This window comes from Ensifer sp. 4252 (assembly GCF_050434565.1).
In the GTDB taxonomy this organism is placed as follows: Bacteria; Pseudomonadota; Alphaproteobacteria; order Rhizobiales; family Rhizobiaceae; genus Ensifer.
The window spans coordinates 39401-65642 of record NZ_JBNDIU010000002.1 but is presented as its reverse complement, the minus strand read 5'-3'; the positions used below and the strand labels follow the sequence as shown (position 1 = coordinate 65642).

Below are 26242 nucleotides of genomic sequence, written 5' to 3'. Positions count from 1 at the left end.
TCAGGCGCTGCGGGTCGGGCGGTCAAGGACGCGGCGGCCGAAAAGGCTCGCTGTCAGCTCGACCAGGACACGCGCGCTCTTGCCGCGATCGTCGAGGAAGGGGTTGAGTTCGACGACGTCGAGCGAGGAGACGAGATCGCTTTCCCAGAGCATTTCCATGATCAGATGGGCTTCGCGGAAGGTGGCACCGCCCGGAACGGTGGTGCCGACGCCCGGTGCCAGCTCGGGATCCATGAAGTCGACGTCGAGGCTGACATGCAGCAAGCCGTTGGCCGAGCGCACTTCATCGAGAATATGGCGCATGATGTGCGCCATGCCGAGTTCGTCGACCGCACGCATGTCGTAGACGCGCACGCCGTGTTCGGCGATCTCTTCGCGTTCGCGGTCGTCGACCGAACGGATACCGACCTGGAAGACCTTCGTCGGGTCGACCATCGGCCGGTCCGCCGGCAGGATCGGCGCAAACTCGGCCTTGCCACAATAGAAGGCGACCGGCATGCCGTGCATGTTGCCCGACGGCGAGGTTGCCGGAGAGTTGAAGTCGGCATGGGCGTCGAGCCAGAGCACGAACAGCGGGCGGCCGACTTCGGCAGCATAGCGCGCCATGCCGGAAACGCTGCCCATCGACAGGGCGTGATCGCCGCCCAGGATGAGCGGGAAATGACCCTTGCGAACGGTGTCGTGCACAGAGTCATGCAATGCGCGGGCGAAGGCGGCGACGATCTGCAGGTTGTTGGCGCCGGGATGATTGGCGAGGTCGCGCGCCGGCAGCGGCTTGACGTCGCCTTCGTCGTAAACCGTGTGGCCGAGGTCGCGCAGAACGGTGTCGATACCGGCGATGCGAAGCGCCGTCGGGCCCATGGCCGCGCCGCGTCGTCCAGAACCTTCCTCGATGGGTGCGCCGATCAGCGTGATGGTCGTCATATCCGCCCTCTTCCTTCTCTGATGATTCCCGTGGATGGCGCGGATTATCCTCAAAACGCGTGACAGCAAAAAGATGGAAAACTGTCGATTGGAAAGATAAGATCGACAGATTGCTAAGTCCGATTTTGCAAAGTGAGAGATATGGACGACCTTGATCAGGCGCTGATCAGCGCCTTGCGCCAGAACGCCCGTCTGCCGGTTTCGACCCTTTCGGCACGGACCGGCGTGTCGCGCGCAACCGTTGCAGCGCGCATCGACCGGCTGGTCGCCAACGGCACGATCGCCGCCTTCACCATTCGTACCGGAAAGGAAATCCCGTCCTCCGGCGTGCGCGCCGTGGTGATGATCGAGGTCCACGGCAAGATGGCCGATCGGGTCGCCGAGCAGTTGCGTGGCTTGCCTCAAGTAAGGGCGCTGCACAGCACCAATGGCCGGTGGGACTTCATCGCTGAGCTTGAGGACCGGGACCTGGTGTCGTTCGACGAGACCCTGCGGCGTATCCGGCTGATCGACGGCATTACCGTCACGGAGACGAACATCCTCCTGAAAACCAGCAAGCTGACGGGCGCATTTTGATGCATTCCTTCCACGCCGGGCGAGGGTGAAAAGTGTGCTTGCGCGGCATTTGTTCTTGATTTGTTCCGATCCTTGTATATGATGTGCGCCTCACCCGAGATTGGAGGATGTCATGGTCATCAATGGCGGCAGGCTGGCCGATCGGCAGATCTGTGTGAAGCTTTTTGTCAGGCATGGCGATGAGGACCGCGCCATTGCCTTTTATCGCGATGTGCTGGGTGCCGAACTGGTGCAGCGGCATGAATGGCCGAGCGGGATCCTGACCAGTGCCGATCTCAGGATCGGCGAATCCGTCTTCCGCATCGCCGGTGCCAATCCGCGCCGGGACGCCGAGCCGAAGCTGGGCGGGCCGAGATCGCCGCATGCGCTCGGCACGACGGCGGTCATTCTCGAGCTGCACGTAAAAGATGTCGACCGGGTCATCGGTCGGGCGATCGGGGCGGGTGCCGCGCTCAGAAACCCGGCGGAGACGCTGTCGACCGGAGACCGCGTCGGCGCCTTCATCGACCCGTTCGGCCATATCTGGGCGCTGTTCAACGCCCTTGAGGATATCGACCTCGCAGATGCCGATGTCGTTGATCTGAACCTTGAGGCCCGCGACGCCGCATAGGCGGCGCGGGCCATCTTTCCCTCGCGAGCTCAGAAGAACTCGTCGAGAAGGCAATAGAAGTCGAGTTTTTCGGGATCGGCGCGACGGATGCCGTAGAGATCGAGAAACGGCTGAACCCATTCCTCCCCGAGATTATAGGCAATGCTGCGGCAGGTCAGCGCGAGATCCTGATAGGGGTCGGCGACGCCCAGGCGGCTGCAATCGATGAAGCCGGCGAAGCGGCCATCCCTGACGATGATGTTTGGAAGGCAGGCGTCGCCATGGGTGACGACCGGCTTTCCCTCCTGCGGGATGCGTGCCTGAAGCTCGACGAACAGGTCTTCAGCGGTCTTGCCGAGGCGCTCGTCGTCGAAGTCGGTCTGGTCGATTATTCCGGCATACGCCCTGAGCCTGGCGATCGCGACACGTGCCCCGATCCGATGGTCGAACGGGCAGGTATCGACATCGAGCGCATGCATGCGGCGCAGCGCTTCGGCCATGAGGACGATCTGGTCAGAAGCGGGAAGGGTGCTTGAGGCGAGATCGATGCCTTCGACTGCCTCCATCAGCAGCCAGTTCTTTTGCGCGTACACTTCGCGGGCGATGACGCGCGGGCAGGGCATTCCCTGCCTGCCCAGCCATTCGAGCCGCTCTGCCTCATCGACAAGCTCGTCAAAGGGGCCAGCCTCCTCCACCTTGAGAACAAGGGGCAGGCGGTCTTTGGCATTGAACAGGAAGACGCTGGATTCCGACTGACCAAGGCTGTCCTTTCGGCAGTCATAGCCTGCGATCAGCGGTGTAAAATTGGACGGAAGGTCGATATCGAGAAGCTGGAGAGACAAAAAACCACCTGAAAATACGAGTTGTCCTGAAAATGCAGCCTACAGCGCCGTGCGTCTTTTCAGGCGCACAAACGTCGCTGTAGCACCACGAACCGCTGCATGTTTTCAGCCTTGAATCGTATCCGATTCAAGGCTGAAAACATGCATGGGACGCGAGCGGGCAGGTAGGGATGGAATTGTGCAAAATCCATGGCGACTCGACCCAGGCGCGAGCACCCTCCGCGAAATCTTGATGCGACCCACACAAAATATCGCTTGTGCCGAACCCAAGGTCATACCTTAGAAGATGAATCCAGGAGGTTCCCATGAGCGACAAGCGAAACCATGACGCCCTTTTGTCCGCCGCTGAATGTGCCGATCGTCTCGGCCTTACCGTGCGGGCGCTGCGCGTCTACGAGGATCGTGGCCTGATCGCGCCGCGCCGGACGGAAAAGAACTGGCGGCTCTATGGCGGTGCGGAAATCGCCCGGTTGACCGAGATCCTCGCCTTGAAGCGCCTTGGCTTGAGCCTGACCCGGATCACCGTCCTGCTGGCCGGCGCCGCACCGGACCTCGGTCAGACGCTGACGATCCAGCAATCCGCGCTCGTCGATCTGCGCGACCGGGTCGAGCACAGCCTGTCGCTGATCGGCGCTGCCCTGCAGAAGATATCGAGCGGTCAGGCCGTCTCGATCAGCGAACTCATCACTCTTGCCAAGGAGACCAGGATGACCGACCTATCGCCGGATACCGTTGCATGGCGACGCTACGAGCAGGCGCGACCGCGAACCGAGATTCGTTTCGACCCCGAAAAACACGGCTCTGTTGTCGGCGACTTCCAGTTCGAGACCGGTGACGTGCTGAGCATCACTCGTCGTGACGGTGGACTGATGGCGCAGTTGCCTGGACAGACTGCGGTCGAAATTTATCCAGAAGCGGATGACCTGTTCTTCTACCGGGTCGTCCAGGCGCAACTTTCCTTCACCCGCAATGACCGTGGGGCGGCGGAAGGCGTGGTCCTGCATCAGGGCGGCTACGAGCAGACGGCGAAGCGCATCGACGAGACCAAGGCGCGTGCCGTTGCCGACGACCTGGAGAAACGCGTGAAGGACAAGATCCCGTTTCCCAACAGCGAGGCCTTACTTCGCCGCATCATTGCCGAGCATCAGCGCGGCGAGCCCGACTACGATGCAATGATGCCGGCGCTCGCGGCACTCGCACATGAACAGGCGCCGATCGTCAAGGCAGAACTCGACCGCCTGGGGGCGCTGCAGAGCGTGGCGTTCAAGGGCGTGCTGCAGGAAGGCTCGGATGTCTATGATGTCCGCTTCGAAAAGGGAACGCTGGAATGCGCTCTGATGCTTGCCCCTAACGGCAAGCTCAGCGGCATCTATTTTCGCCCGGGGCTGTGACGGGCGCGCTGCCATTGGCCACGAGCGTTCGCAGACGCACTGCAATGGCAAACAAACAAGCCCGCGGGTCACCCTCGATCCGCGGGCTTGTTTGTGGTGAGGAACGCAGACGCGCCTACCGCGGTGGCGGCATTGGCGACGTGCTTGCTCAGTATTCCTTTTCGAAGAAGATGCCGCCCGACGCGGAGCCGTCGCCGCCGGCAGAGCCCTTCAGCTTGACGCCCTTGCCGACATCGAGATTGATCACGGCCTTGCTGGAGCCTGAATCGGCGCCTTGCTGCAGTTCGATATAGGTACGGTCGTTGAGATACTTGCCGGCGCGCACCGAGGCGCCGCCGTTCTCGTCGGTGGTGACGTCAAGATCATCGACACCGAGCTTGTTGCGCAGGCCGTCGAGCAGCGAGGTCGAGCCACCGCCCGCCAGCTGGCTGACAGCGGAGGCAAGCTGGGCAATCTGGAAGGCCGAGAGGTTGGACAGCGAGCGGTTGAAGATCAGCTGCGCCAGAATTTCGTCCTGGGGCAGGGCTGGCGACGACGAGAAGGTGATCTGCGGATTGTTGGCAAGGCCTGCGACGTTGACGGTGATGGTCGTCGCACCGGCGGTCGACGTCGCCTTGAGATCGAGCGTCGGGATCAGGTCGCCGCCAAAACCGATCGTGCCATCGGTAAAGGTCAGGCGTTTGCCGAGGATTTCCAGACGGCCGCGGCGCATCTCGAAGCCGCCCGAAATGGTCGGCTGCACGGCCGTGCCGCGGATCGTCAGATTGCCGCCGAGTTCGGCGTCGATGCCGCGGCCGCGCACAAAGACCTGATTGGCTGTGACGCCAAGGTTGAAGGCGATGCCGCCGCTGGCATTGGCGCCCGCCGGCTTCTCGTCCTTGCGGATGTCCTTGGCCATCTGCTGCACTTTGGCCGGCGCATTCTTGTGCTTGATGTCGATGGCCGAGAGCGAGGTCGGCAATTTCTCGGGAATGGTAATCGCCGCCTTGCGGATCGTGACCTTGCCGCCGAGCGTCGGCGTGGCCGCGAGCGGACCGGTCAAGGTCATCTCGCCGGCAAGCTGGGCGTTGAACAGCGTGCCGTCGACATAGGTGGCGTTGTTGAGCCGGATCGTCAGGTTGGCTGGAAAACCGGAGCCGGGAACGGTACCGACCGTGCCGGTGACCTCGACTGAGCCGCCGGTTGCGAGGTTGGCGGAAAGCTTGGTGATCGTCGCCTGCTTGCCGTCGAGCGCCACGTTGGCTGTCAGGTTGTTGAGCGCGAGGTTGCGCCGGACGTCGACGAGGCGTCCGCCTGACGTGGTGATCGTGCCGGCAATCTGTGGTGCCTTGGCCGAGCCGGAAATCGTGAGGTCGACGGCGGCCTGACCTGTGAGCGTGAAGCCCTGCTGGGCCATCAGGTTGGCAACCAGCGCGAAGGGCACATTGCCGTTGAACTTCATTGATATCGGCATGTTGCCGGCGATGTCGACATTGCCGCCGCCCTTGAAAGCGAGGCCACCCGCGCCGGAAAGCGTGGTGTCGAGCGTCACGCGGTTGTTGACGAACTTGCCGTTGGCCGAAATGTCGAAGGCGCCGACACCGGCGGTGCGCGCTGCGGCAAGCGAAGCGCCGGACCATTTGAGGTTATAGGCGACGACCGGCGCTGCCGGCGTTCCGTCGACGTCGACGGTGCCGCCAATCGCCCCTTCGGCGCCGAGATCCGGGGCAAAAGCGTTGACCAGGGCTGCCGGCAACGCGTTCAGCTTTGCGGTGATGTCAAGCTTCTCGCCGGCGGTGCCGCTTACCGCGATCGTGCCCTTCGATGCCTGGATCGTCAGCGCGTTCAGGCGCACGGTGCCCTTCTCGATCGCGATTACGGTGGGTGCTGCGAGCCTCAGCGCAATCCGCTTCGGCGTCGCGCCGAAGGAGGAAAGGCGGATTTCCGTGCGGCCGCCCGAACTCGTCAGATCCCCCTTGGCCGTCAAAGGCCCGCCGTCGTACTTGCCGTCGATGGCAAAGCCTGTCTTGCCCGCCTGCTGGGTGAAGTCGAGGCTCAGGCCGGACACCCGGTTGGCACCCTGGGCAATGGTCTCCGCCCGGACGCTGCCCTTGATTGCCAACGCCGAAAGGTCCGCAATGGTGATGTCGGCTGTCGGCTTGGCGATCGTCAGGTCGTCGCGCTTGATGCCGCTGCCGCCGGCTTTCAGAACGATGGAGGTGATACCGTTGGCCGTCCGGATCGCGGCCGATCCCGAGAGATCGCCGGAGGCCTTCTGGCCAGCCATGGCGGCAAGCAGTCCCAGGTCCGGAAACTTGAAATCGACAGTGCCGTCGGGCTTGAAGTCGGGGGTGAAGTTGATTGCGCCGGTCAGCGTGTTCTCACCGATCTTGGCTTCGAGCACCGGGATCGATGTGCTGCCATCCTTCGATACGACGTCGGCGCGCACGTCGATCGGTTGACCGTCAAGCGCACCGGTTGCCGTCAGCTTGGCCTGAGGGCTGCTCTGGTTTGCAGTGGCATCGGCCTTGATGGTCAGGTCGCTGAGCGTGCGGCCGGCGAGCGTCGCGCCGCTCGAGGACAGTTCCGCCTTGATTCCGAGTTCGGCGAGCGGTCCCGTCACGGCGGCGGTGAAGTCGGCCTTGCCCTTGGCGTCGGCGAGGAGCTTGCCGAGATCCGGCAGAACGCCCTTGATGTCCGCGGTCAGATTGCCGTCGGCGAGCGCGACGGATCCGGCAGCCTCGATCGTCGCGGATTTCAGGTCGATGTTCTCGACGGTGACGCTGCCATCGTCGCCGGTCTTGAGACTACCCGCAAGCGCGATGGTGCCGTCGAATTTCGCGGCGGCCGCCGGCGGCAGGGCCGCTGGAACGGTAAAGAGCTTGAAGGTCGCGGCAACCGTGTTGGTTTCGCGGGAGAAGGCACCTTCGATGGTGCCGCCGACGCCGGGGCTTTCGAGCGTCACCGGCTTGAAGGCGATGCTGTCCTTGGCAACCGCGATCTCGCCGACAATCTTCATCGGCGCCTGGACGAGACGGGCAAGATCGGCATTGTCGAAGCCGGCCTGGCCGACCTCGACCGTCGTCCTGATCGGGCCCGATTGTGTCGCGAGGTTGAAGCCGTCGCTCTGAGCCGAAAGCTTGACCGCACCGAGCGCCACATCCGGCAGTGCTACGGAGGTGACGTCGGCGGCCGCGTCAAGGATTGCCGATTGGGCATCGCCGATCAGCGACAGGTTGACGGTATTGATCAGAACGCGGGCCTCGCCCTTTTCCAGTGGCCAGCGGAAATCGATCGCGCCATTGGTGCCGGCGAGCCTTGCCTGCAGATTGTTCTCGCCCTTGCTGTCGAAGGTGCCGAAGGCGGCGAAGGCCAGCGCGCCGGTCGCCACGTGCCCCTTGTCGACGCGCACCATGCCCTTGCCGTCGAAGGCAGCAGCAAGATCGATGCTGGTCTGGCCCTCGAACATCGGGCGCAATGCCGGCGGCATCAGCGAACCGAAGCCGCCGCCGCCGGAAAGCGTCAGCCGATGCATGCCGTCCGTCGTCTGGATATGGCGGCCGTCGAGCTTGAGGATCTCGGTGCCGTCAAGCGCCGCCGTCCCGGTCCCGGCCCAGTCCGAAAGCGGCCCTTCACCTGTCACCTTGATGTTGACGGCGGGTTCGTTCGGCAGGCGCAGCAACTTTGCGAGCACGCCATTGGCGGGCTCGTTGACGGTTGCTTCGAGCTTCAGTTCGTTGCCGGCCGGATTGAAGACGATGTCGGCAACTGCCTTGGCCTCGGGCCGGTCGCGTTGCGCTGCCGTTATGGCGAGTGCGATGCTTTCGTTGGTGGCGTTCACCTTGCCACTCGCCGTCAGGAACTGGTCCTCGCCGGCAATCGCCTTGCCGATGACGATTTCCTTCAGATCGATCGCATCGATCTTGACATCGACCGGCAGCGCGAAGGTCGAGCGCACTTCCTTGGTTTCCGTCGAAGGCACAGGCAGGCGCTCGACACGGATGGAACCGGCCGAGAGCGCCGCGGCGTCGAAGCGGAAGGAAAGCAGCGCCGCGGGCGACCAGTTGAGCGAGAGGTCGCGAACCTCCGCATAGATGCCCTCGCCATCGAACAGCGTCACGCTGCCGGCGGTGAACTGGCCGGTCAACAACGGGCTTGGGTCGGCAATCCGCACGATCTGGTCCGGGGTTGCCGCATATTTCTCGATCGCCCAGGCGACAAGGCGGGCGCCGGGTGTCGTGAAGCCCACGAAGGCGACGAGAAGAAGAGCAGCGACCGCAAATACGCCTAGCACATAAAAGCAATAGCGCAGCGTCGCGCGAAGGAAGCGGACGACCTGATTCATGATCTATCCATAACGCAACTTGCGCCGCTGCGGTATCTTTGCAGGCAGAAAGTCCGGGCGATTGGGCTAAATTTCCCGACCGCGCGCAGAAATCGGTCGAAACCCGGTGGAATCAGAAGGATTGGCCGATACCGGCATAGATGCCGTAGCTCGTGCCGCCGGGATATTTGTTGAGCGGCATCGCCACATCGAGACGGATCGGCCCGAACGGCGTCTGGTAGCGAAGGCCGATGCCGGCGCCGGCACGAATGTCGGAGAAGTCAGGCGTCGTCTTTGCCGAAACCGTGCCGACATCGACGAAAGGCACGACGCCGATCGTGTCGGTGATCGCGATGCGCGCTTCCAGAGAGGCGTTGACGTAGGAGCGCCCGCCGGTCTCCTCGTTGTCGGAATTGCGCGGGCTGATCTCCTGATAGGAATAGCCGCGCACCGAGCCACCTCCGCCGAGATAGAAGCGGCGGTTTGCCGGAATGTCGGCAAGGCCGTCGCCACCAACAAGCACGCCCGCACCGATCTTGCCGGCAAGAACGAACCGCTTCTCGTCACCAAGCGCGTGATAGCCCGAAGCCGACGCTTCGAAGGACGAGAAGAAGGTCTGGCCCTTGATCTCATAGCTCGGCTTGGCGTTGATCAACGCGCGGTAGCCCTCGGTCGCGTTCAGCTTGTCATCGCGGGTGTCGCGCACATATTCGAGCGGAATGGCGGCAGTCAGATAGGAGTTCGAGCCGAAGGCGTCGTCGACATTCGCCCAACTGAGCTCGCCGCCGCCTGAGAAGGTGTCGGTCGGCGACAGCTCGAAAGTCGCCCCGGCGGCACCGGTCAGGATCTTGGCGCGATAGGCATCGGGATCCTGGATGTTGGCCTTGAGGCTGGCGGTGAAGGTCGAGGCCGGGCCGAAGGCGCCGGGCTTGGCAAAGAGGATGCCGGCGGAATAGTCGAGCTTGTCGAGCTCCTTGGTCTCGCCGATGCGGTCGATCGAGCCTTCGATACGCAGGGATTCCGCCCGGCCGAACAGGTTGCGGTGCCCCCAATAGCCCGAAAGCCCGAGTCCGTCAGTGGTCGAGACCTGGGCGCCGAAGCCGAAATACCGGTGCTTGCCCTCGGACACCTCGATCTTCATCGGGATCGAACCATCGGGTGAAAGCGTGTTGGCTTCCTTGATCGTGACGCTCGAGAACACGCCGAGCTGGCGCAGCCGTTCGGATGCCTTGCGGATGTCCTCGGGCGAATAGGGGCGGCCCTCGTTGAGCCGCGAATAGTCGCGGACGAACCCCGGATCGACGGTCTTGGTTCCGGAAACGCTGACCTCGCCAACGGGCGCCACCGGCCCGCTTTCGGCTGATATCACCACGTCGACGGTCGAGTCTGCGTGATCGGCTACGACGCTGCGCTCGGTCAGCTTGGCAAGCGGCCGTCCCTGCTCGCGCAGATCGTCGACGACCTTTTCGCCGGCCTTGATGATCCGCGTCGAATCCGCCCTGGTTCCGAGTGCGAGATCGTAGTCGGCGGGATTGAGGCCGGCGGCATCGCCTTCGAACTTGACCGAGCCGAGCGAGAACACCGGCCCCGGCGTCACGCTGACGGTGACGGGTATCGCCTGACCGTCAGGGAAGGACGGGTCGGGTGGCAGGCTGTCGATGTCCTGGCCATTGATTTGGATTGCGACCGTGCCGCCGTAACGGGCCTTCTCATAGAGTGCGGCGAGAAGGCGGTCGCGGTCGTCGCGGGCGCGGATCGCAAGGCCAAGGTTACCGGAAACGGGTTTTTCCTGTCCCTGGACCAACTGCGAGCTGTTCTCCAGCGCTTCTTTCAGTTCCTTGTCGTCGGTGCCTGCTTGGAAAGTGAGGGTGTAGTTGACGGGGTCGATGACCTGCGCCTCGTCCTCGTCGCCCTCGAAGAATTTCATGCCGAAGATCTTGAACGCGTAGGCCCTGGAGACGGACATGGGGCCGAGCGCGCACGAGACGGCAACCGCGAGCGCAGTTGCTGCCTTCCAGTACGCAATACTCGACCGTGGTGGGGACATTCGCTTCCGCATCCCGTCTTAAGGCGACCCAATACAAACTGCCTTCTATGCGGCGGGGTCACTATTGCATGCCTAAGGTTTTCCATCTGTTAACGATGACGGCCGCCCGCATCCACCCCTGAGGCCCAGATTCGGCGCCGATTTCCAGGAAAAACACCCGGAATGTTGTCAACGCAGCACAAAAACTACGCGCCTCGGCCACAATGTAGCTGGCAACGTCCCGCTCCCGGTTGCCGTTTGCAGGGCGTCAGATGGTCGCGTCGACGCGATTGAATGGGGTCAAGCCGGCTCGGGTAATGCCCGCAACCTGGGAACCTGGGAGGCGATGATCACCAGAAACTGGACGAGGAAACCGGCTGTTGCAACCATGAGGCAAGCCTTGACGCCGAAGTGGGTGGCGACGATGGCGCCGAGTACCGCACCAATTGGCCTTGCGCCGAATGTGGCCGTGGTGATGAAGGCCGAAACCCGCCCCATCATCGCGTTCGGGGTGATGGCCTGCCGGAGCGTGAGCGTGGCGATCGACCAGAGAACCGGCCCTGCGCCGAACAGAAAGAAGCTCAATCCCGCAAGTGCGCCCAAGGGAAACCAGATCGTCAGCAACATCACGACGGCTGCGAGCAGGCCACCGAGCGGGCCGAGCGCGATCATGACGCCGAAGGGGATGCGGCGCGCCAAGGCCGGGGCGGCATAGGCTCCGATCATCATCCCGGCTCCGTAGATGCCGAGCGTGATGCCGACACCCGTTGCCGTCAGCCCGAGCGTCTGGACGGCATAGGCGACATAGACCGCCTGCAGCACGAACCAGGACGTGTTGAAGACGATCGCGGTCACGAGTATTGGCCGCAGCAGCGGATGGTGGCCGAGGAACCGCGCGCCTTCGACCAGATCTTGTAGCAGGTTGCGTTGTGGTCGGGTCGATCGCTCCTGGTCGCTGAGGCCGGCAAGCAAGACGACGGCGAGAAGGGAAAGCGTGGTGGCAGCAACATAGGCAAGCGAGGCGCCGGTCCAGGCAACGATCGCCCCGCCGATTGCCGGTCCGCCGGAATAGGCGAGGCTGCGGGCAAGCTCCAGCCAGCGATTGGCGTCGGCGAGCTGGGCGCGCGGGACGATCGCGGGGATCAGTGCCGGTGCGGCGACGTTGTAGCAGACCGTTCCGATCGCGCCGACAAAGCCCATGATCGCCAGAAGCGGCAGAGTGAGCAGGCCGCTCGCCATCAAAAGCAGGGTTGCTACCAGCGACAGGGCGCGCAGCATTTCCGAGAGGACCATGAGCATTCGCCGCGAGGCGCGGTCGACGAGCAGTCCGGCCGGAATGGACAGCAGCAGAAACGGCAGCGTCTGGGCCATCTGCAGCCAGCCGGTTTCGGCGGGGCCGGCCGAAAGCAGAAAAACGGCCGCGAGCGGTGCTGCGGCCAAGGCGACCTGCTCGGAGAATTGTGCAAACAGGTTGGACCAGGCGATGCGTTTGAACGCTGGTGGCAGGGCGGGGACAGGCGGTTTCGGCATGGAGCGGGCCTCGATCAAGCGGTTTCGAGGCACCTGACAGATTTGTGCTGGCGCGGGCCACCCGGTTCCTGCGCCCCTGCCCATTCAGCACGATTGCCGGGGCCGGGTCGCGGATCGGCAGATTGCCGAGAGGGTCAGGAAAACGAAAAACCCCTCACGGCCGTTGGCTGTGAGGGGTGATGTTTCGTCCGGTCCGTCAGTCGACAGGCGGACGTCGTGTCGCTGTCATCGACTGTCCCTGCGGCTTAGCGCGGGCAGGAGTCGATGTAGCGGCGGCCGTAGCGGTCGCGGTAGTAGCACTGGCCCGGCTGTTCGGTGACGTTGCCGATGACCGCGCCCGAGACGCCGCCGATGGCAGCACCGACAGCAGCACCACGGACGTCGCCGGTGATCGCGCCACCGATGATCGCGCCCGAGACGGCGCCGATGCCGGCACCCTTTTCAGTCTGGGTGCAGCTCGCAACCGACAAGGCAACCAGCACAAGTGCGATGGCTTTCTTCATTGTTCTCTCCGATCTCTACGGATCTCAGCCTGTTGCCTCGTCCGTCCCTTACATGATTGGCGGAAAGACGGATGTCTTTCTCCACTTGAACTTGCAATTTCAGAAAATAAACTGGCCGCTGTGAAAGTCTACAGGAGGTCCGGCGGATTCTCTTCGCCGCCAACATAATGATATCGTTCCTGAACGGGACATGAAGGCGCTATTTCAGCCAACACAACCTTCGCGTAAATTTTTTATCGCACCAGACCCTCGGACGGTTGCGACATTCCAAAAAAAGACAATGATACAAACAAGCCGCGGGAACCCGGAGGAGGGGTATCGAGGCGAAGGGCATCGATAGCAGTTGGCGCGTTTCCCAAGTCGCGTGGACAGATCATCACCCGGCTTATCGTTCGCGCTCGTGTTGGCATTGACCCACCCGGAGGAGCGAAATGGCGAAAATTACAATGACGGTCAACGGCCGTCAGGTGAGCGGTCAGTGCGATGACCGGACGTTGCTGGTGCATTTCATTCGCGAGAACCTTGGACTGACCGGCACCCATGTCGGCTGCGACACGTCGCAATGTGGCGCCTGCGTCATTCATATGGACGGAATGTCGGTCAAGAGCTGTTCCACCCTCGCCGCGCAGGCGGCGGGCTCGCAGATCACCACCATCGAAGGGCTGGCCGCAAACGGCGAACTGCACCCGGTGCAGGCGGCCTTCAAGGCCAATCACGGCCTGCAATGCGGTTTCTGCACCCCCGGCATGGTGATGACGGCCGTCGACATGATCCGCCGGCATGGCGGACAGCTCGATGAAGCGACCGTGCGCGCCGAGCTCGAAGGCAATATCTGTCGTTGCACCGGCTACCACAACATCGTCAAGGCGATCCTTGCGGCCTCGGCCGAGATGGGCGGCGCCCGCGTCGCTGCCGAATGACGTCCGGCCCGCGGCGATGACGTGTCGCCGCGATCATATTTCACCGCAGGACTTTCGCTGGATATCTCGGGAGGAGATCGGCAATGGGCGTTGAAGGCATTGGCGCGCGGGTGGCGCGCAAGGAAGACAAACGGTTCCTGACCGGCAAGGGGCGCTATACCGACGACATGTCGGTGCCGGGCATGAAATATGCGATCTTCGTGCGCAGTCCCTATGCGCATGCGAAAATCAAGTCGATTGACGCGGCGGCGGCCAAGGCCATGCCCGGCGTGATCGGCGTGCTCGATGGCAAGCAACTGCTCGCCGACGGTATCGGCAATCTCATCTGCGGCTGGATGATCCATTCCAAGGACGGATCGCCGATGAAGATGGGCGCCTGGCGGCCGCTCGCCCATGAGACGGTGCGTTATGTCGGCGATGCTGTCGCCATCGTCGTTGCCGACAGTATCGCCGAGGCGAAGGATGCGGCAGAAGCCGTCGTCGTCGACTACCAGGAACTGCCCGTCGTCACCGATGCGACGAAGGCGCTGGAGCAAGGCCAGCCGCAGCTGCACCCGGAAGCGCCCAACAATCTGATCTTCGACTGGCAGATCGGCGATCCCGCCGCCACCGACAAGGCGATCGCCGCAGCCGCGCATGTGACCGAGATCACCATCCACAACAACCGCCTGTCGCCGAACCCGATGGAGCCGCGCGCCACGCTCGGGATCTACGATGGCGGCGACGACCACTACACCTGCTACACCACCAGCCAGAACCCGCATGTGGCCCGACTGGTGATGAGCGCCTTCTACAATGTCGCGCCCGAGAACAAGCTGCGCGTGATCGCGCCCGATGTCGGCGGCGGCTTCGGCTCGAAGATCTACATCTACCCCGAAGAGATCGTCTGTCTCTGGGCCTCCAAGCGCACCGGCGTGCCGGTGAAATGGACGTCGGACCGAACCGAAGCGTTCCTGACCGATGCGCATGGCCGCGACCATCTTTCGAAGGTGAAGATGGCGTTTGATGCCGACAACCGGATTATTGGGCTCAAGGTCGATACGGTTGCCAATCTCGGCGCCTACATGTCGCTGTTTTCCTCGGCGGTGCCGACCTATCTCTATGCGACGCTTCTGTCGGGCCAGTATGACATACCGGCAATCCACGCCAATGTGCGCACGGTCTACACCAACACGGCGCCGGTCGATGCCTATCGCGGCGCCGGTCGTCCGGAAGCGACCTATCTCCTGGAGCGGACCATGGAGACCGCGGCGCGCGAACTTGGGGTTTCGCCGGCGGAACTGAGGCGGATCAACTTCATCCGTACCTTCCCGCACCAGACGCCCGTGATCATGAACTACGATGCCGGCGACTACGACGCATCGCTCAATTCGGCGATGCAGGCCTCCGACTGGAACGGCTTTGCCGCCCGTAAGGCGGAAGCCGCCAAACGCGGCATGAAGCGCGGCATCGGCATGAGCTGTTACATCGAGGCCTGCGGCATCGCGCCGTCGGCGGCGGTCGGCTCGCTCGGTGCCGGCGTCGGTCTCTGGGAATCGGCAGAGGTCCGCGTCAATGCGGTCGGCACGATTGAGGTTCTGACCGGGTCGCACAGCCATGGGCAGGGGCATGAAACCACCTTCGCCCAATTGGTCGCCGATCGCTTCGGCGTGCCGATCGACAGCGTCAACATCGTGCATGGCGATACCGACAAGGTGCAGATGGGCATGGGCACCTACGGTTCGCGCTCGGGCGCGGTCGGCATGTCCGCCGTCGTCAAGGCGCTCGACAAGGTCGAAGCCAAGGCGAAGAAGATCGCCGCCCACCTCATGGAGGCGGATGAAAGCGACATCGTCATCGAGAACGGCGAGCTCAAGGTCGCCGGCACCGACAAGACGGTGCCGTGGTTCCAGATGGCGCTGGCCGCCTACACGGCCCACAATCTGCCGCCGGGCATGGAGCCGGGGCTGAAGGAGGGCGCCTTCTATGATCCGGCGAACTTTACCTTCCCAGCCGGCTGCTACATCTGCGAAGTCGAGGTCGATCCGGAAACCGGCGTCACCAAGATCATCCAGTTTGTCGCCGCCGACGACTTCGGCAATATCATCAATCCGATGATCGTCGAGGGCCAGGTGCATGGTGGCCTGGCACAGGGCATCGGCCAGGCGCTGCTCGAGAATGTTCACTACGATCCGGCAAACGGCCAACTGCTGACGGCGAGCTATATGGACTACGCCATGCCGCGCGCCGACGACCTGCCATCGTTCACGGTGTCGACCTCGAACACGCCCTGCCCGAACAATCCGCTCGGGATCAAGGGCTGCGGCGAGGCCGGCGCCATCGGTTCGCCGCCGGCGTTGATCAACGCCATCACCGACGCCATCGGCAACAACCGGCTGACGATGCCGGCGACGCCCCAAAAGGTCTGGGCTGCCGCCCATGCCGCAAACTGAGCGGGAGGACGTGTCATGTACGAGACCCATTATCATCGGGCGTCCTCCATTCAGGACGCCGTCAAACTCAAGCAGGCCGCGGGGGAGGGCAAGTATCTCTCCGGCGGGATGACGCTGATACCGACGATGAAGCAGCGACTCGCCGCACCGACCGACCTCATCGATCTCAGGCATGTCGCCGAAATGAAGGGCATCACGGTTTCGGGGAGAACCGTGATGATCGGTGCTGCGACCAGCCATTTCGACGTGGCGTCCTCCGCCGAGCTTGCGGCCGTGTGCCCGGCGATCTGCGGGCTCGCCAGCCATATCGGCGACCCGCATGTGCGCCACATGGGCACGATCGGTGGCTCGATCGCCAACAATGATCCGGCTGCCGACTACCCCTCGGCGATGCTGGCGCTCGATGCGACCATCGTCACCGACCGGCGAGAGATTGCCGCCGGTGATTTCTTCACCGGCCTTTTCGAGACCGCGCTCGAAGATGGCGAGCTGGTGACCGCGATCACCTTCGAGGCTCCTGCAAAGGCGGCCTACCAGAAGTTCGCCAACCCGGCTTCGCGCTACGCCATGACCGGCGTCTTCGTCGTGCGGCGAGACAATGGCGAAGTTCGCGTCGCGGTGACGGGGGCGGGATCGAGCGGCGTCTTCCGGCACATGGGCATGGAGGCAGCACTTTCCTCCAACTGGTCGCCGGATGCACTTGCTAATGTGACGGTCGACGCTTCCGACCTGCTTTCCGATATCCATGCGGATGCCAGCTATCGCGCCAATCTGGTGAAGGTGATGGCAAAACGCGCGGTAGCCGCGGCATGAGCAATGCGAGCCCGTCTTGATGCGTCAAAAAGGGGCGGTTTCGGCCGCCCTTTTTTCGTCCAAGCTTGACTTCGATCAAGCTTGGAGGGATTTACATGCGCTAGGGCTTTCTTTGGAACGTTTCAAAACTAGAGGCCTTTTGCCGCAGGTGGCGGGCGCGTCGCATTGCGGGGTTGACCCCCGGTCGCTTTGAATCAAAAAAAGCGGCAGGGCACTGGAGAAGATGATGGACTTCGAGAATTTCTTTAAAACCGAACTGGACGGGCTGCATCAGGAAGGTCGCTACCGGGTTTTCGCCGATATCGCGCGCCATCGCGGCAACTTTCCGAAGGCCGCGCGCCACACGGCTGAAGGCATCCAGGAAGTCACCGTCTGGTGTTCCAACGACTATCTCGGCATGGGCCAGCACGCTGTTGTCACCGAGGCGATGAAGCGCGCGATCGACGAATGCGGTGCCGGTGCCGGCGGAACCCGCAACATTTCCGGCACCAACCATTACCATGTGCTGCTTGAGCGTGAGCTCGCAGATCTGCATGGCAAGGAATCGGCGCTTCTGTTCACCTCGGGTTACGTTTCCAACTGGGCAGCACTCGGAACGCTCTGTTCGAAGATTCCCGGTGTCATCGTCTTCTCAGACGCCGGGAATCACGCTTCGATGATCGAGGGGATTCGTTACTCCAAGTGCGAACGCGTCATCTTCAAGCACAATTCGGTGGCCGACCTCGAAGCCAAGCTGGCCGCGGCCGACCCGCGTGCGCCGAAGATCATCGCCTTTGAATCCGTCTATTCGATGGATGGCGACATCGCCCCGATCAAGGAATTCTGCGATCTCGCCGACAAATACGGCGCGATGACCTATCTCGACGAAGTGCACGCCGTCGGCATGTACGGCCCGCGTGGTGGCGGCATCGCCGAGCGCGAAGGCCTGATGCATCGCCTGACCGTCATCGAAGGCACGCTCGGCAAGGCCTTCGGCGTCATGGGCGGCTACATCACCGGCTCGACGGCGCTTTGCGATTTCATCCGCTCCTTTGCTTCGGGCTTCATCTTCACGACAGCACTGCCGCCGACGCTTGCGGCCGGTGCGCTTGCCTCCATCCGTCATCTGAAGGAAAGCCAGGTCGAACGCTTCGCCCATCAGGAGCGCGTGCGCCGGCTGCGCTCGCTGCTCGACCAGCGCGGCATTCCGCATATGCCGAACCCGAGCCATATCGTGCCGGTCATGGTTGGCGATGCAGCCAAGTGCAAATGGATCTCAGACCTGCTGCTCGATCATTTCGGCGTCTATGTGCAGCCGATCAACTATCCGACGGTGCCGAAGAAGACCGAGCGTCTGCGCATCACCCCGACGCCGCTGCATTCTGATGCCGATATCGACCATCTGGTCAGCGCACTGCATTCGCTGTGGTCGCGCTGTGCGCTGGCACGGGCTGTCGCGTAAGGCCACGCTCACCTAATCTTCCGAGAAGGTTGCCCCTCACCCTAACCCTCTCCCCGCATGCGGGGAGAGGGGACGAGGACAATAGCTGGCGCATCACCCGATGCACGCTGTCAGAGGGCGAAGCGTTGCGAACGATCGTTAAGGGCTTGAAGAGTGCCACGAATTTCCTTCGCCCCGCGTGCGGGGAGAAGGTGGCCGGCAGGCCGGATGAGGGGCAGGAACGTCGGTTCAGCCTTATTGATGTAGAAGCCCGGCAGCCAGTTGCCGGGCTTTTTCGTCGGCGGCGAAAACATCATCCATGGTGATGGCCGCAGGCAGGTCCGACAGCTTGTCCATCACCTGCTCGACGATTTCGGCCATGGTCAGGAATCCGGTCTCACCGGCGATGAAGGCTTCAAGCGCTGTCTCCTTGGCGCCGTTCAGCACGGCCCCCTGCACGCCGCCCTCTTCCATGGCGCGCCGCGCCAGGCGGATCGCCGGGAAACGTACTTCGTCGGGGGCTTCGAAATCCAGCCTCGACAGCTTGGCGAAGTCTAGCCGTTCGATCGGCAGATCGCAGCGGCTGGGATAGGAGAGCGCATAGCCGATGGCGGTGCGCATGTCAGGGCAGCCGAGTTGCGCCAGCACCGAGCCGTCGGTATAGCCGACCATCGAGTGGATGACCGACTGCGGATGCACGATCACCTCGATCTGCTCCGGCTTCAGCCCGAACAGGTGCTTCGCCTCGATCATCTCCAGCGCCTTGTTGAACATCGAGGCGCTGTCGATCGAGATCTTGAGGCCCATCGACCAGTTCGGATGGGCGCGGGCGACATCGGCGGTAACGTGGCGCATCTCTTCGAGCGACTTTGTGCGGAAGGGGCCGCCAGAGGCGGTCAGGATGATGCGCTCGACGGCGTGGCGCTGGTGTTCTTCCAGCACCTGGAAGATGGCGTTGTGTTCGCTGTCGACTGGCAGCAGCCGGCCGCCACCCCTCTTGACCGCTTCGATGAACAGGCTGCCTGCAGAAACCAGGCATTCCTTGTTGGCAAGGGCGATGTCGGCGCCACGGCTTGCGGCGGCCAGCGTCGGGGCAAGCCCGGCATTGCCGATGATGGCCGCCATGACCCAGCCGGCGTCGCGCTCCGCCGCCTCGATCAGGCCGCTCCTGCCTGACGCAACCGCGATGCCGGTGCCGGCAAGCGCCGCCTTCAGGCTGGCGTAATGGTTGTCGTCGGCGGTGACGGCAAGCTCTGCGCCGTGGGCAATCGCCTGTTGGGCCAGCAGCGGAATGTTGCCGTTGCCGGTCAGAGCGACGATCTCGAAGCTGTCGCGACCGCCCAGCCGCGCGACGACATCGAGCGTGTTCGTGCCGATGGAGCCGGTCGAGCCCAGGATCGTCAGTCGGCGCTTCGCGGTTTCGCGGGATGCCATGCCAATTCCCATGTTCTTGTTCGCTCTTCCTGCGGGGTGCGCAAGTGCCAACCGGGCGTCTTGCGCTCGCTCCGACGAAGGGAAGCCGCGTCTTGGTTTTGCCGAAAACCGATGCCGATCTTCAGAGTATGCGCTAGGCTCTACAGGCGAAATCGACGGGCAACAAGGGCGCGGTCTTCAATCCGACGTGTGATCGGGCTAAGAATCGGGTCACGAGTCGAAGCGCGAAGGAGTTCCCGATGCTGAAAGTCGCCACCGCCCTTTCCTGCGCCTGCGTGCTGATCGAAATGGCCTCGATGCAGACGGTCGCTGCCGAAAACGTGCCGCAGGCGCTTGTCGGCAGCTGGCTTGCCGAGGATATTGCCGGCCGTGGGGTGATCGACAATCTTCAGTCGACGCTGGAGATCCGCGATGACGGCACCTACGGCGGCATGGCCGGCTGCAACCACTTTACCGGAACGTTCAACCTTTCCGGTGCGAAGATCACCTTCGGGCCGGCGGCCACGACCCGCAAGATGTGCGTGCCGGCGGTGATGGATCAGGAACAGAAATTCCTGGCGGCGCTGCGCACCGAGTTGTCCTGGGCGGTTGAAGGCTTCAAGCTGATCCTCGGCAAGTCGGCCGGTACGCCGGCGCTGACGCTGGCGTCGATGGCGGCGGGCGGATCAGGCAGTGTCGATGTCACGATCTCTATTCCGGGTGCCGAGACGGTCGATCGCCAGCAGGTGCGATATGACTGCGGTGGCAAGGCGGTCGAAGCCGAATACATCAATGCCGGTCCCATCTCCCTGGTGACCTTCACCATCGACGGCAACTTCACCGTCGCTTCCAACGTGATTGCCGCATCGGGCGCCAAATATGTCGGCGGCCAGTATATCTGGTGGACGAAGGGCGATGAGGTGACGTTCTACGATGCGACGAAGGGCGACAACGATGCCGGGATTGTCTGCAAGGTGGCGAGCTGACATCCGACGCCTCGCCGGCAAAGGTCGCATAGGACTGTCACAGAGGCTGACGGCCGCCGTTATTGCGGCCGACGGGCACTTGGTTTCAGCCTACGCAGAGCCATGATTTTACGCCCGCAAAGCCCTCCGATCCGCCGCTCGATCTAAATAAGTAGTTGCTGATACTGGAACTTTTCGGCTCGCCTCATAGTTACAACTCTGACGACTTCGCGTCGCCTTACAAAGGGAGTTTGTCTATGGGGCTTCTTATCAGCATTCTGATCACGTTCCTTGTCATCGTGCTCGTGCTTTATCTGGTCCAGCGCCTGCCGCTCGACGGCCGCGCAAAGCAGATCGTCCAGGCGATCGTGCTCGTCATCGGCATCATCTCGCTGTTGAAGTATCTGGCCGTCTTCTGACGCAGCCACTCACGTCGATCGGCTAGAACAGTTTGACAAGGCCGCCAGCTCCAATCGCGGAGCGGCGGCTTTTTCGCGCCCGGTTCGGATCAATGCTGACAGAAACTGACAGCGGCTGAGGCTAGGTTTGGCTCATCGAACAACGACGATGCTCAGTCCAAACCTCATCCTGCTTTACGTGGACGATCCTGAAAAGAGCGCCGCCTTCTACACAAGGCTGCTTGGCCGCGCGCCGGTTGCTGCTTTTTCGACCTATGTCGCCTATGCCCTGGAAAACGGGCTCACCTTCGGCCTCTGGTCCACCAGCGCTGCCAACTTCGTATCATCCGGCTCCGGCCACCGGATGGAAATCGCCTTCATGGTCAAGGACGACGGCGAGGTCGAGCGGCTGCACGCGGCGTGGCGCAAGGCCGGCGTGCCGATCGAGCAGGAGCTGATGACCGCCGTCTTCGGCCGCACCTTCGTTGCGCTTGACCCCGATGGCCACCGCTTGCGTGTCTGCACGCCGGACAAGTGACGGCGCAAATCCACGCTGGTTCTACACCTGCACGAAGTGCTCCGCCGAAATCTGTCGGTACTCCCGTGCAGCAACGACGTAGTCAGGCGCGCGCATGGGGCTCTTGATCTCGTCGCTGGCAACGTTGCGCCTGGTGTGCCGCCGGGTCGGATCGGCAATCGGCACGGCCGCCATCAGCTTGCGGGTATAGGGGTGCTGCGGGTTCTCGAAAATGCCGGCGCGCGGACCGATCTCGACGATCTCGCCGAGATACATCACGGCGACGCGGTGGCTGACGCGCTCGACGACGGCCATGTCGTGGGAGATGAAGAGATAGGCAAGGCCGAGGCTTGCCTGCAGGTCGAGCAGAAGGTTGATGACCTGCGCCTTGATCGAGACGTCGAGCGCCGACACCGATTCGTCGGCAACGATGACCTTCGGATCGAGCGCCAACGCCCGGGCAATGCAGACGCGCTGGCGCTGGCCGCCGGAGAATTCGTGCGGATAGCGCGATGCCATGTCGGCCTGCAGGCCGACGCGCTCCAAGAGGTCGGCGACCTTGTCGCGGGCCTGGCTCGCGGTGCCGAGCTTGTGTTCGAGATAGGGTTCGGCGATCGCAGCCCCCACGGTCATGCGCGGGTTGAGGCTTGCAAAGGGATCCTGGAAGATCATCTGCATGGTCCGGCGCATTTCGCGCAATGCCTTGCGGTCCATGGCGAGCACATCCTGGCCGTTGAGAACGACCGATCCGCTCTGCGGCTCGATCAGCCGCATGATGGCGCGACCGGTCGTCGACTTGCCGCAGCCGGATTCGCCGACGAGCGACAGCGTTTCGCCGGGCTGCAGGCTGAAGGAGACGTTTTCGATCGCGTGCACACGGCCCTGCAGCCTGCCGAGCAGGCCGGCATGGATGTCGAAGCGCTTGACGAGGTTTTTCACCTCAAGGATCGGGCGGGTCTCGGCGACCGTGCTTGCGCCCTCGACCGGCGAATCCGGCAGGCCGGTGGTGCTGTCGATGATGGGAAAACGCAACGGCTGCGGCTTGCCTTTCATCGAGCCGAGCATCGGCACGGCCGAAAGCAGCGCACGAGTATAGGGATGTTTGGCGCGCAGGAAGATGTCGTTCGTCTGGCCGGTCTCCACCGCCTCGCCGCGGAACATCACCACCGTGCGGTCGGCAATCTCGGCGACCACGCCCATGTCGTGGGTGATGAACAGAACGGAGGTTCCTTCCTCTTCCTGCAGCACCTTGATCAGATCGAGGATCTGTCCCTGGATCGTTACGTCGAGGGCGGTTGTCGGTTCGTCGGCGATCAAAAGCTTCGGGCGGCTGGCAAGCGCCATGGCGATCATCACGCGCTGGCGCATGCCGCCGGAGAAGCGGTGCGGGTATTCGTCGAAACGGGAGGCCGCCGAGGGGATCCTGACCTTGTCGAGCAGGCGAATGGTTTCGGCCTTTGCCTCCGCCTTGCTCATCGGTCGGTGGCAAAGCAACGCTTCGGAAATCTGGTCGCCGATGGTGAACAGCGGGTTGAGGCTGGTCATCGGCTCCTGGAAGATCATCGCCACGTCGTTGCCGCGCACGCGACGCATGTCGCTTTCCGGCAGATCGAGGATGTTACGGCCGCCGAGCATGACGCGCCCCTCGGTCCGGCTCATGTCCTTCTGCAGCAGCCGCATGATCGATAGCGACGTCACGCTCTTGCCTGAGCCGGATTCACCGACGATCGCCACCGTCTCCCCCGGCATGACCGAGAAAGAGATGTCCCGCACCACCGGCTTCCAGGCGCCGTCGACCAGAAACGAGGTCGTCAGGTTCTCGACCGAAAGCACAGCTTTCGACAGATCGGTGGCAGCGTCGGTGCGGGTCATGTCTCACATTCCTTGTCGTTCTGCACGGGTGGTGGCGGATCGGTCTCAGTCGGGCCAGCGCAACAGGCCGGCGAAGCGGCGGGCGTTGCGTTCATGGAGCGGCGTGGCGATGATTTCGTTGGAGCTGCGCGCCTTCGTCAGCTCCTCGGAAAGGCGGTTCGCCACGATGGTTTCCTGGCCGGGATGAAGGTTGCAGGGGTCGAGGTAGAAGTAATTGTGCTCGACCTCGTGATCGCGCACGATGATCGGCGGCGCGCCGCGCGCCAGTGCATCGGCGAGGTCCCATGCGGTGATATGGGCTTCCTGCGGGTCGATGGTGATGCGCAGGCGGTCGAGCGGATTGCCGGTCGGGTCGGCTTCGATCACCGGCTTGATGCCCGGGCGGCCGTCGAGCGTGTCGCGCCAGAGATGGAGATAGCCGGTCTCGCGGTCACGGATGCCCTGGTGGTCGCGGGTTTCCCAGGCGATCAGGGCCGCCATAACGCCAAGCATGCTTTCCTTGCCGACCTTCATGCCGCGGCCGATGCCAAGGTTCTGCAGGAAGGCGTTGCGCACCAGCGTCTTTTCGCCGGCGACGATCCCCGAGGTCGGGCCGCCCAGGAACTTGTGGCCGGAATAAAGAACGATGTCCGCGCCCTGCTCGAGGAAGGTCTTCAGATCGTATTCGGAAGCCGCGTCGACGATGACAGGCACGCCCTTCGCATGGCAGGCTTCGGCGAATTCCTTGAGCCCGACAAGGCCGTACTGCACTACATGGTGTGACACGACATAGACGGCGGCGGCCGTGCGCTCGTTGATGGCGCCTTCGATGTGATAGCGATAGGCCGACGTCGCCTGGCCGACGAGCACCGGCTTGCCGCCGGCAATGCGGATCGCCTGGTCGACGGGCGCGCCATAGCTGACGACGTGACCCATCTGGATGATGACTTCGTTCTTCAGACCGGTGGCGTCGGGCAGGCGTTCGATCGCAGCAAGATCGTTGCCGGTCATCGTGCCGGCGACGGCAAGGCTGATGCCTGCGGAGCAGGAGGCGGTGACGAAGCCAGCCTCGCCGCCCGTCAGCCGGGCAATCACCGGGCTGATCTTGCGTTGCAGGTCGTTGATCTCGACGAATTGCGGCAGTATGCCTGTCATCGCGGCGATTGCCTCCGGGACCACGATCGATGCGCCGAGGCTCGTCATCGTGCCGGATACGTTGATAACGGGGCGAAGTCCGAGAGCTTCGCGGATGTCGCGGTCAGGCATGGTGGTCTCCATATGATTTTCTGGCAGTCGAAACGGGTAGGCTATTCCGTTTTCGCGGAATATCTACCATAGTAATGAGATATGAATGGCGCGCTTCGGATTGCCGAACACGCCGTTGTCGCGGATGAGGCGGAAAGCCGTCGCTGTCCGCCGATCTGTTGCGAATTTCGAATTGCATGGGAGCAGACCCTTGGACAAGACGACGATTGCCGCCGAGCCCGGCGAGCACATGGAACCGACCGGCAAGACCCGCCGCTCGCGCGTGAGCGGCATGGATCGGGCATTGCAGGTGCTCGACTTCCTCTATGAGACCGGCTCGCCGAGCGGCGTCTACGCCATTGCCAAGGCTGTCGGCGCGCCGCTGTCGACGGCCTATGTCATCGTCGACGACATGGTGGAGAAGAACCTGCTCAGCCGCGATACCGACGGCCAGGTCTGGCTCGGCGACCGGCTCTACCACTACGGTCTTGCCTATGCGCGCTCGCTCGACTTCCTCGGCGTGGCGACGCGGGAAATGCATGACCTCGGCCGTGAAGTTGCCGAAACCATCCAGCTCTGCGGCCGCGACGGCGACTATATGCAGGTGCTCGCCATGGCCGACGGTCCCGGGCATTTCCAGGTGACATCCAGGGTTGGTACCCGGGTGCCGCTCAACTGGACGGCCTCCGGACGATTGCTGGTTGGGCATCTTCCCTCCGACGAAAGGCTGGAGCTGTTCCGCCGCTGCGCCCGCACGTCGCCAACCGGTCGAGCCGATGTCGATCCGGCAGCCCTGTCGAGCCAGGCCGAGACGGCGCTTGCCGCCAAGCTTTCCATCCAGGCCGGCGAATCCGACTATGCTGTTGCCTGCGTCGCCGCACCGATCCTCGACGACAAGGGCAGCTGCGTCGCGACCATCTCCATCGTTCTGCCCGAGCAGAAGATCCTCGACGCTCGCAACTTCTACGCCGATCACGTCAGGGTTTCCGCCGAGCGGATCGAGAAAATGATGGGCTGGCGCAGCCATTGATCCGACCTCCCTTAAACCGTCACTCGTGAAGCGAGACGATCGCTTCGATCTCGACGGTGATATTGCCGGGAAGCGATCCGAATCCAACGGCCGAGCGGGCGTGCTGTCCCGCTTCGCCAAATACGTCGATCATCAGGTCCGAACACCCGTTGATCACCTGCGGATGATCGGCAAATTCCGGCACGGCGTTGACCATGCCCAAGAGCTTGACGATGCGCTTAACGCGACCGAGATCGCCCAGCGCATCGTGCATCACCGCCAGCAGATTGATGCCCGTCAGCCGCGCGTGCTCATAGGCGCTCTCGACGTCGACGTCGGCGCCGACCTTGCCGGCATGCAGGTGGCCGTCGACTTCGCGCGGGCCCTGTCCGGAGAGGTAGAGGATGTTGCCCTCCTGGACGTGGGTGACGAAGTTGGCGATCGGCGGCGGCGCCGGCGGCAGGTCGATGCCGAGGGCTGCAAGCCTCTGGTAGGGCGAAGCCGGCACACGGCCCTTGGTCTTATGGTCCAAACTGTTCACGCGATATCCTGCCAGTTTATGTGTTCTGTGATGG

The 26242-nt window shown here is 63.1% G+C and carries 21 protein-coding genes; 11 read left to right on the top strand and 10 right to left on the bottom strand.

The window, feature by feature from the left end; genetic code table 11:
• Nucleotides 1-924, bottom strand: coding sequence for an arginase (gene rocF / locus ABIE33_RS07215; RefSeq protein ID WP_429123318.1), 924 nt, complete (start codon nucleotides 922-924; stop codon nucleotides 1-3).
• Nucleotides 925-1065: 141 nt separating this feature from the next.
• Here rocF and ABIE33_RS07210 point away from each other — a divergent pair, with 141 nt between their 5' ends.
• Together ABIE33_RS07210 and ABIE33_RS07205 are read left to right on the top strand one after the other, a co-directional pair.
• On the top strand, nucleotides 1066-1500 hold the full coding sequence (locus ABIE33_RS07210; RefSeq protein WP_429123315.1) for an Lrp/AsnC family transcriptional regulator: 435 nt from the start codon (nucleotides 1066-1068) through the stop codon (nucleotides 1498-1500).
• A gap of 112 nt (nucleotides 1501-1612) precedes the next feature.
• Nucleotides 1613-2110: a VOC family protein gene (locus tag ABIE33_RS07205; RefSeq protein ID WP_429123312.1), complete on the top strand. Its 498-nt coding sequence runs from the start codon at nucleotides 1613-1615 to the stop codon at nucleotides 2108-2110.
• 29 nt (nucleotides 2111-2139) lie between these two features.
• Here the strand turns inward: ABIE33_RS07205 and ABIE33_RS07200 are convergent, their stop codons facing one another.
• Nucleotides 2140-2931 (bottom strand): APH(3') family aminoglycoside O-phosphotransferase, encoded by a 792-nt coding sequence (locus tag ABIE33_RS07200; protein ID WP_429123309.1) that lies wholly within the window; start codon nucleotides 2929-2931, stop codon nucleotides 2140-2142.
• 305 nt (nucleotides 2932-3236) lie between these two features.
• On the opposite strand from ABIE33_RS07200, the gene ABIE33_RS07195 reads away from it, so the two are divergent.
• Nucleotides 3237-4322, top strand: a complete 1086-nt coding sequence (locus tag ABIE33_RS07195; RefSeq protein ID WP_429123306.1) for a MerR family transcriptional regulator — start codon at nucleotides 3237-3239, stop codon at nucleotides 4320-4322.
• Nucleotides 4323-4470: 148 nt separating this feature from the next.
• On the opposite strand, the gene ABIE33_RS07190 is transcribed toward ABIE33_RS07195, so the two are convergent.
• The 4 genes from ABIE33_RS07190 to ABIE33_RS07175 form a co-directional block, all read right to left on the bottom strand.
• Entirely contained in the window at nucleotides 4471-8646 is a 4176-nt protein-coding gene (locus ABIE33_RS07190; protein WP_429123303.1) for a translocation/assembly module TamB domain-containing protein, read from the bottom strand.
• A 112-nt stretch (nucleotides 8647-8758) separates the two neighbouring features.
• A complete protein-coding gene (locus tag ABIE33_RS07185) occupies nucleotides 8759-10672 on the bottom strand; it encodes an autotransporter assembly complex protein TamA (RefSeq protein ID WP_429123300.1) in 1914 nt (637 codons plus the stop codon).
• A 279-nt stretch (nucleotides 10673-10951) separates the two neighbouring features.
• Entirely contained in the window at nucleotides 10952-12181 is a 1230-nt protein-coding gene (locus tag ABIE33_RS07180; protein WP_429123297.1) for an MFS transporter, read from the bottom strand.
• Nucleotides 12182-12426: 245 nt separating this feature from the next.
• Nucleotides 12427-12684: a YMGG-like glycine zipper-containing protein gene (locus ABIE33_RS07175; RefSeq protein ID WP_065780791.1), complete on the bottom strand. Its 258-nt coding sequence runs from the start codon at nucleotides 12682-12684 to the stop codon at nucleotides 12427-12429.
• A 431-nt stretch (nucleotides 12685-13115) separates the two neighbouring features.
• Here ABIE33_RS07175 and ABIE33_RS07170 point away from each other — a divergent pair, with 431 nt between their 5' ends.
• The 4 genes from ABIE33_RS07170 (at nucleotide 13116) to hemA (ending at nucleotide 18290) form a co-directional block, all read left to right on the top strand.
• The gene (locus ABIE33_RS07170; protein ID WP_429123294.1) at nucleotides 13116-13604 is read left to right on the top strand and encodes a (2Fe-2S)-binding protein; all 489 of its coding nucleotides are present in this window, start codon (nucleotides 13116-13118) and stop codon (nucleotides 13602-13604) included.
• Nucleotides 13605-13687: 83 nt separating this feature from the next.
• The gene (locus ABIE33_RS07165; protein WP_429123291.1) at nucleotides 13688-16036 is read left to right on the top strand and encodes a xanthine dehydrogenase family protein molybdopterin-binding subunit; all 2349 of its coding nucleotides are present in this window, start codon (nucleotides 13688-13690) and stop codon (nucleotides 16034-16036) included.
• Nucleotides 16037-16051: 15 nt separating this feature from the next.
• Complete coding sequence (locus tag ABIE33_RS07160) at nucleotides 16052-16849, top strand: FAD binding domain-containing protein (RefSeq protein WP_429123288.1); 798 nt, start codon at nucleotides 16052-16054, stop codon at nucleotides 16847-16849.
• Between the two features lie 226 nt (nucleotides 16850-17075).
• Entirely contained in the window at nucleotides 17076-18290 is a 1215-nt protein-coding gene (gene hemA / locus ABIE33_RS07155; protein ID WP_429123286.1) for a 5-aminolevulinate synthase, read from the top strand.
• 234 nt (nucleotides 18291-18524) lie between these two features.
• Here hemA and dxr read toward each other — a convergent pair whose 3' ends face one another.
• The gene (gene dxr / locus ABIE33_RS07150) at nucleotides 18525-19703 is read right to left on the bottom strand and encodes a 1-deoxy-D-xylulose-5-phosphate reductoisomerase (RefSeq protein ID WP_429123283.1); all 1179 of its coding nucleotides are present in this window, start codon (nucleotides 19701-19703) and stop codon (nucleotides 18525-18527) included.
• Between the two features lie 239 nt (nucleotides 19704-19942).
• On the opposite strand from dxr, the gene ABIE33_RS07145 reads away from it, so the two are divergent.
• The 3 genes from ABIE33_RS07145 to ABIE33_RS07135 all read left to right on the top strand — a co-directional run bounded on the left by ABIE33_RS07145 (nucleotide 19943) and on the right by ABIE33_RS07135 (nucleotide 21583).
• On the top strand, nucleotides 19943-20668 hold the full coding sequence (locus ABIE33_RS07145; RefSeq protein ID WP_429123280.1) for an META domain-containing protein: 726 nt from the start codon (nucleotides 19943-19945) through the stop codon (nucleotides 20666-20668).
• Between the two features lie 236 nt (nucleotides 20669-20904).
• A complete protein-coding gene (locus tag ABIE33_RS07140; protein ID WP_107027568.1) occupies nucleotides 20905-21066 on the top strand; it encodes a Thivi_2564 family membrane protein in 162 nt (53 codons plus the stop codon).
• Between the two features lie 148 nt (nucleotides 21067-21214).
• On the top strand, nucleotides 21215-21583 hold the full coding sequence (locus tag ABIE33_RS07135; protein WP_429123276.1) for a VOC family protein: 369 nt from the start codon (nucleotides 21215-21217) through the stop codon (nucleotides 21581-21583).
• A 21-nt stretch (nucleotides 21584-21604) separates the two neighbouring features.
• Here the strand turns inward: ABIE33_RS07135 and ABIE33_RS07130 are convergent, their stop codons facing one another.
• Together ABIE33_RS07130 and ABIE33_RS07125 are read right to left on the bottom strand one after the other, a co-directional pair.
• Nucleotides 21605-23434, bottom strand: a complete 1830-nt coding sequence (locus ABIE33_RS07130; RefSeq protein ID WP_429123273.1) for an ABC transporter ATP-binding protein — start codon at nucleotides 23432-23434, stop codon at nucleotides 21605-21607.
• A 45-nt stretch (nucleotides 23435-23479) separates the two neighbouring features.
• Nucleotides 23480-24679, bottom strand: a complete 1200-nt coding sequence (locus tag ABIE33_RS07125; RefSeq protein ID WP_429123270.1) for an aminotransferase class V-fold PLP-dependent enzyme — start codon at nucleotides 24677-24679, stop codon at nucleotides 23480-23482.
• A 229-nt stretch (nucleotides 24680-24908) separates the two neighbouring features.
• On the opposite strand from ABIE33_RS07125, the gene ABIE33_RS07120 reads away from it, so the two are divergent.
• Nucleotides 24909-25688, top strand: a complete 780-nt coding sequence (locus ABIE33_RS07120) for an IclR family transcriptional regulator (RefSeq protein ID WP_429124029.1) — start codon at nucleotides 24909-24911, stop codon at nucleotides 25686-25688.
• Nucleotides 25689-25707: 19 nt separating this feature from the next.
• Here ABIE33_RS07120 and ABIE33_RS07115 read toward each other — a convergent pair whose 3' ends face one another.
• Entirely contained in the window at nucleotides 25708-26199 is a 492-nt protein-coding gene (locus tag ABIE33_RS07115; protein ID WP_429124027.1) for a RidA family protein, read from the bottom strand.
• Between the last annotated feature and the right edge of the window lie 43 nt (nucleotides 26200-26242).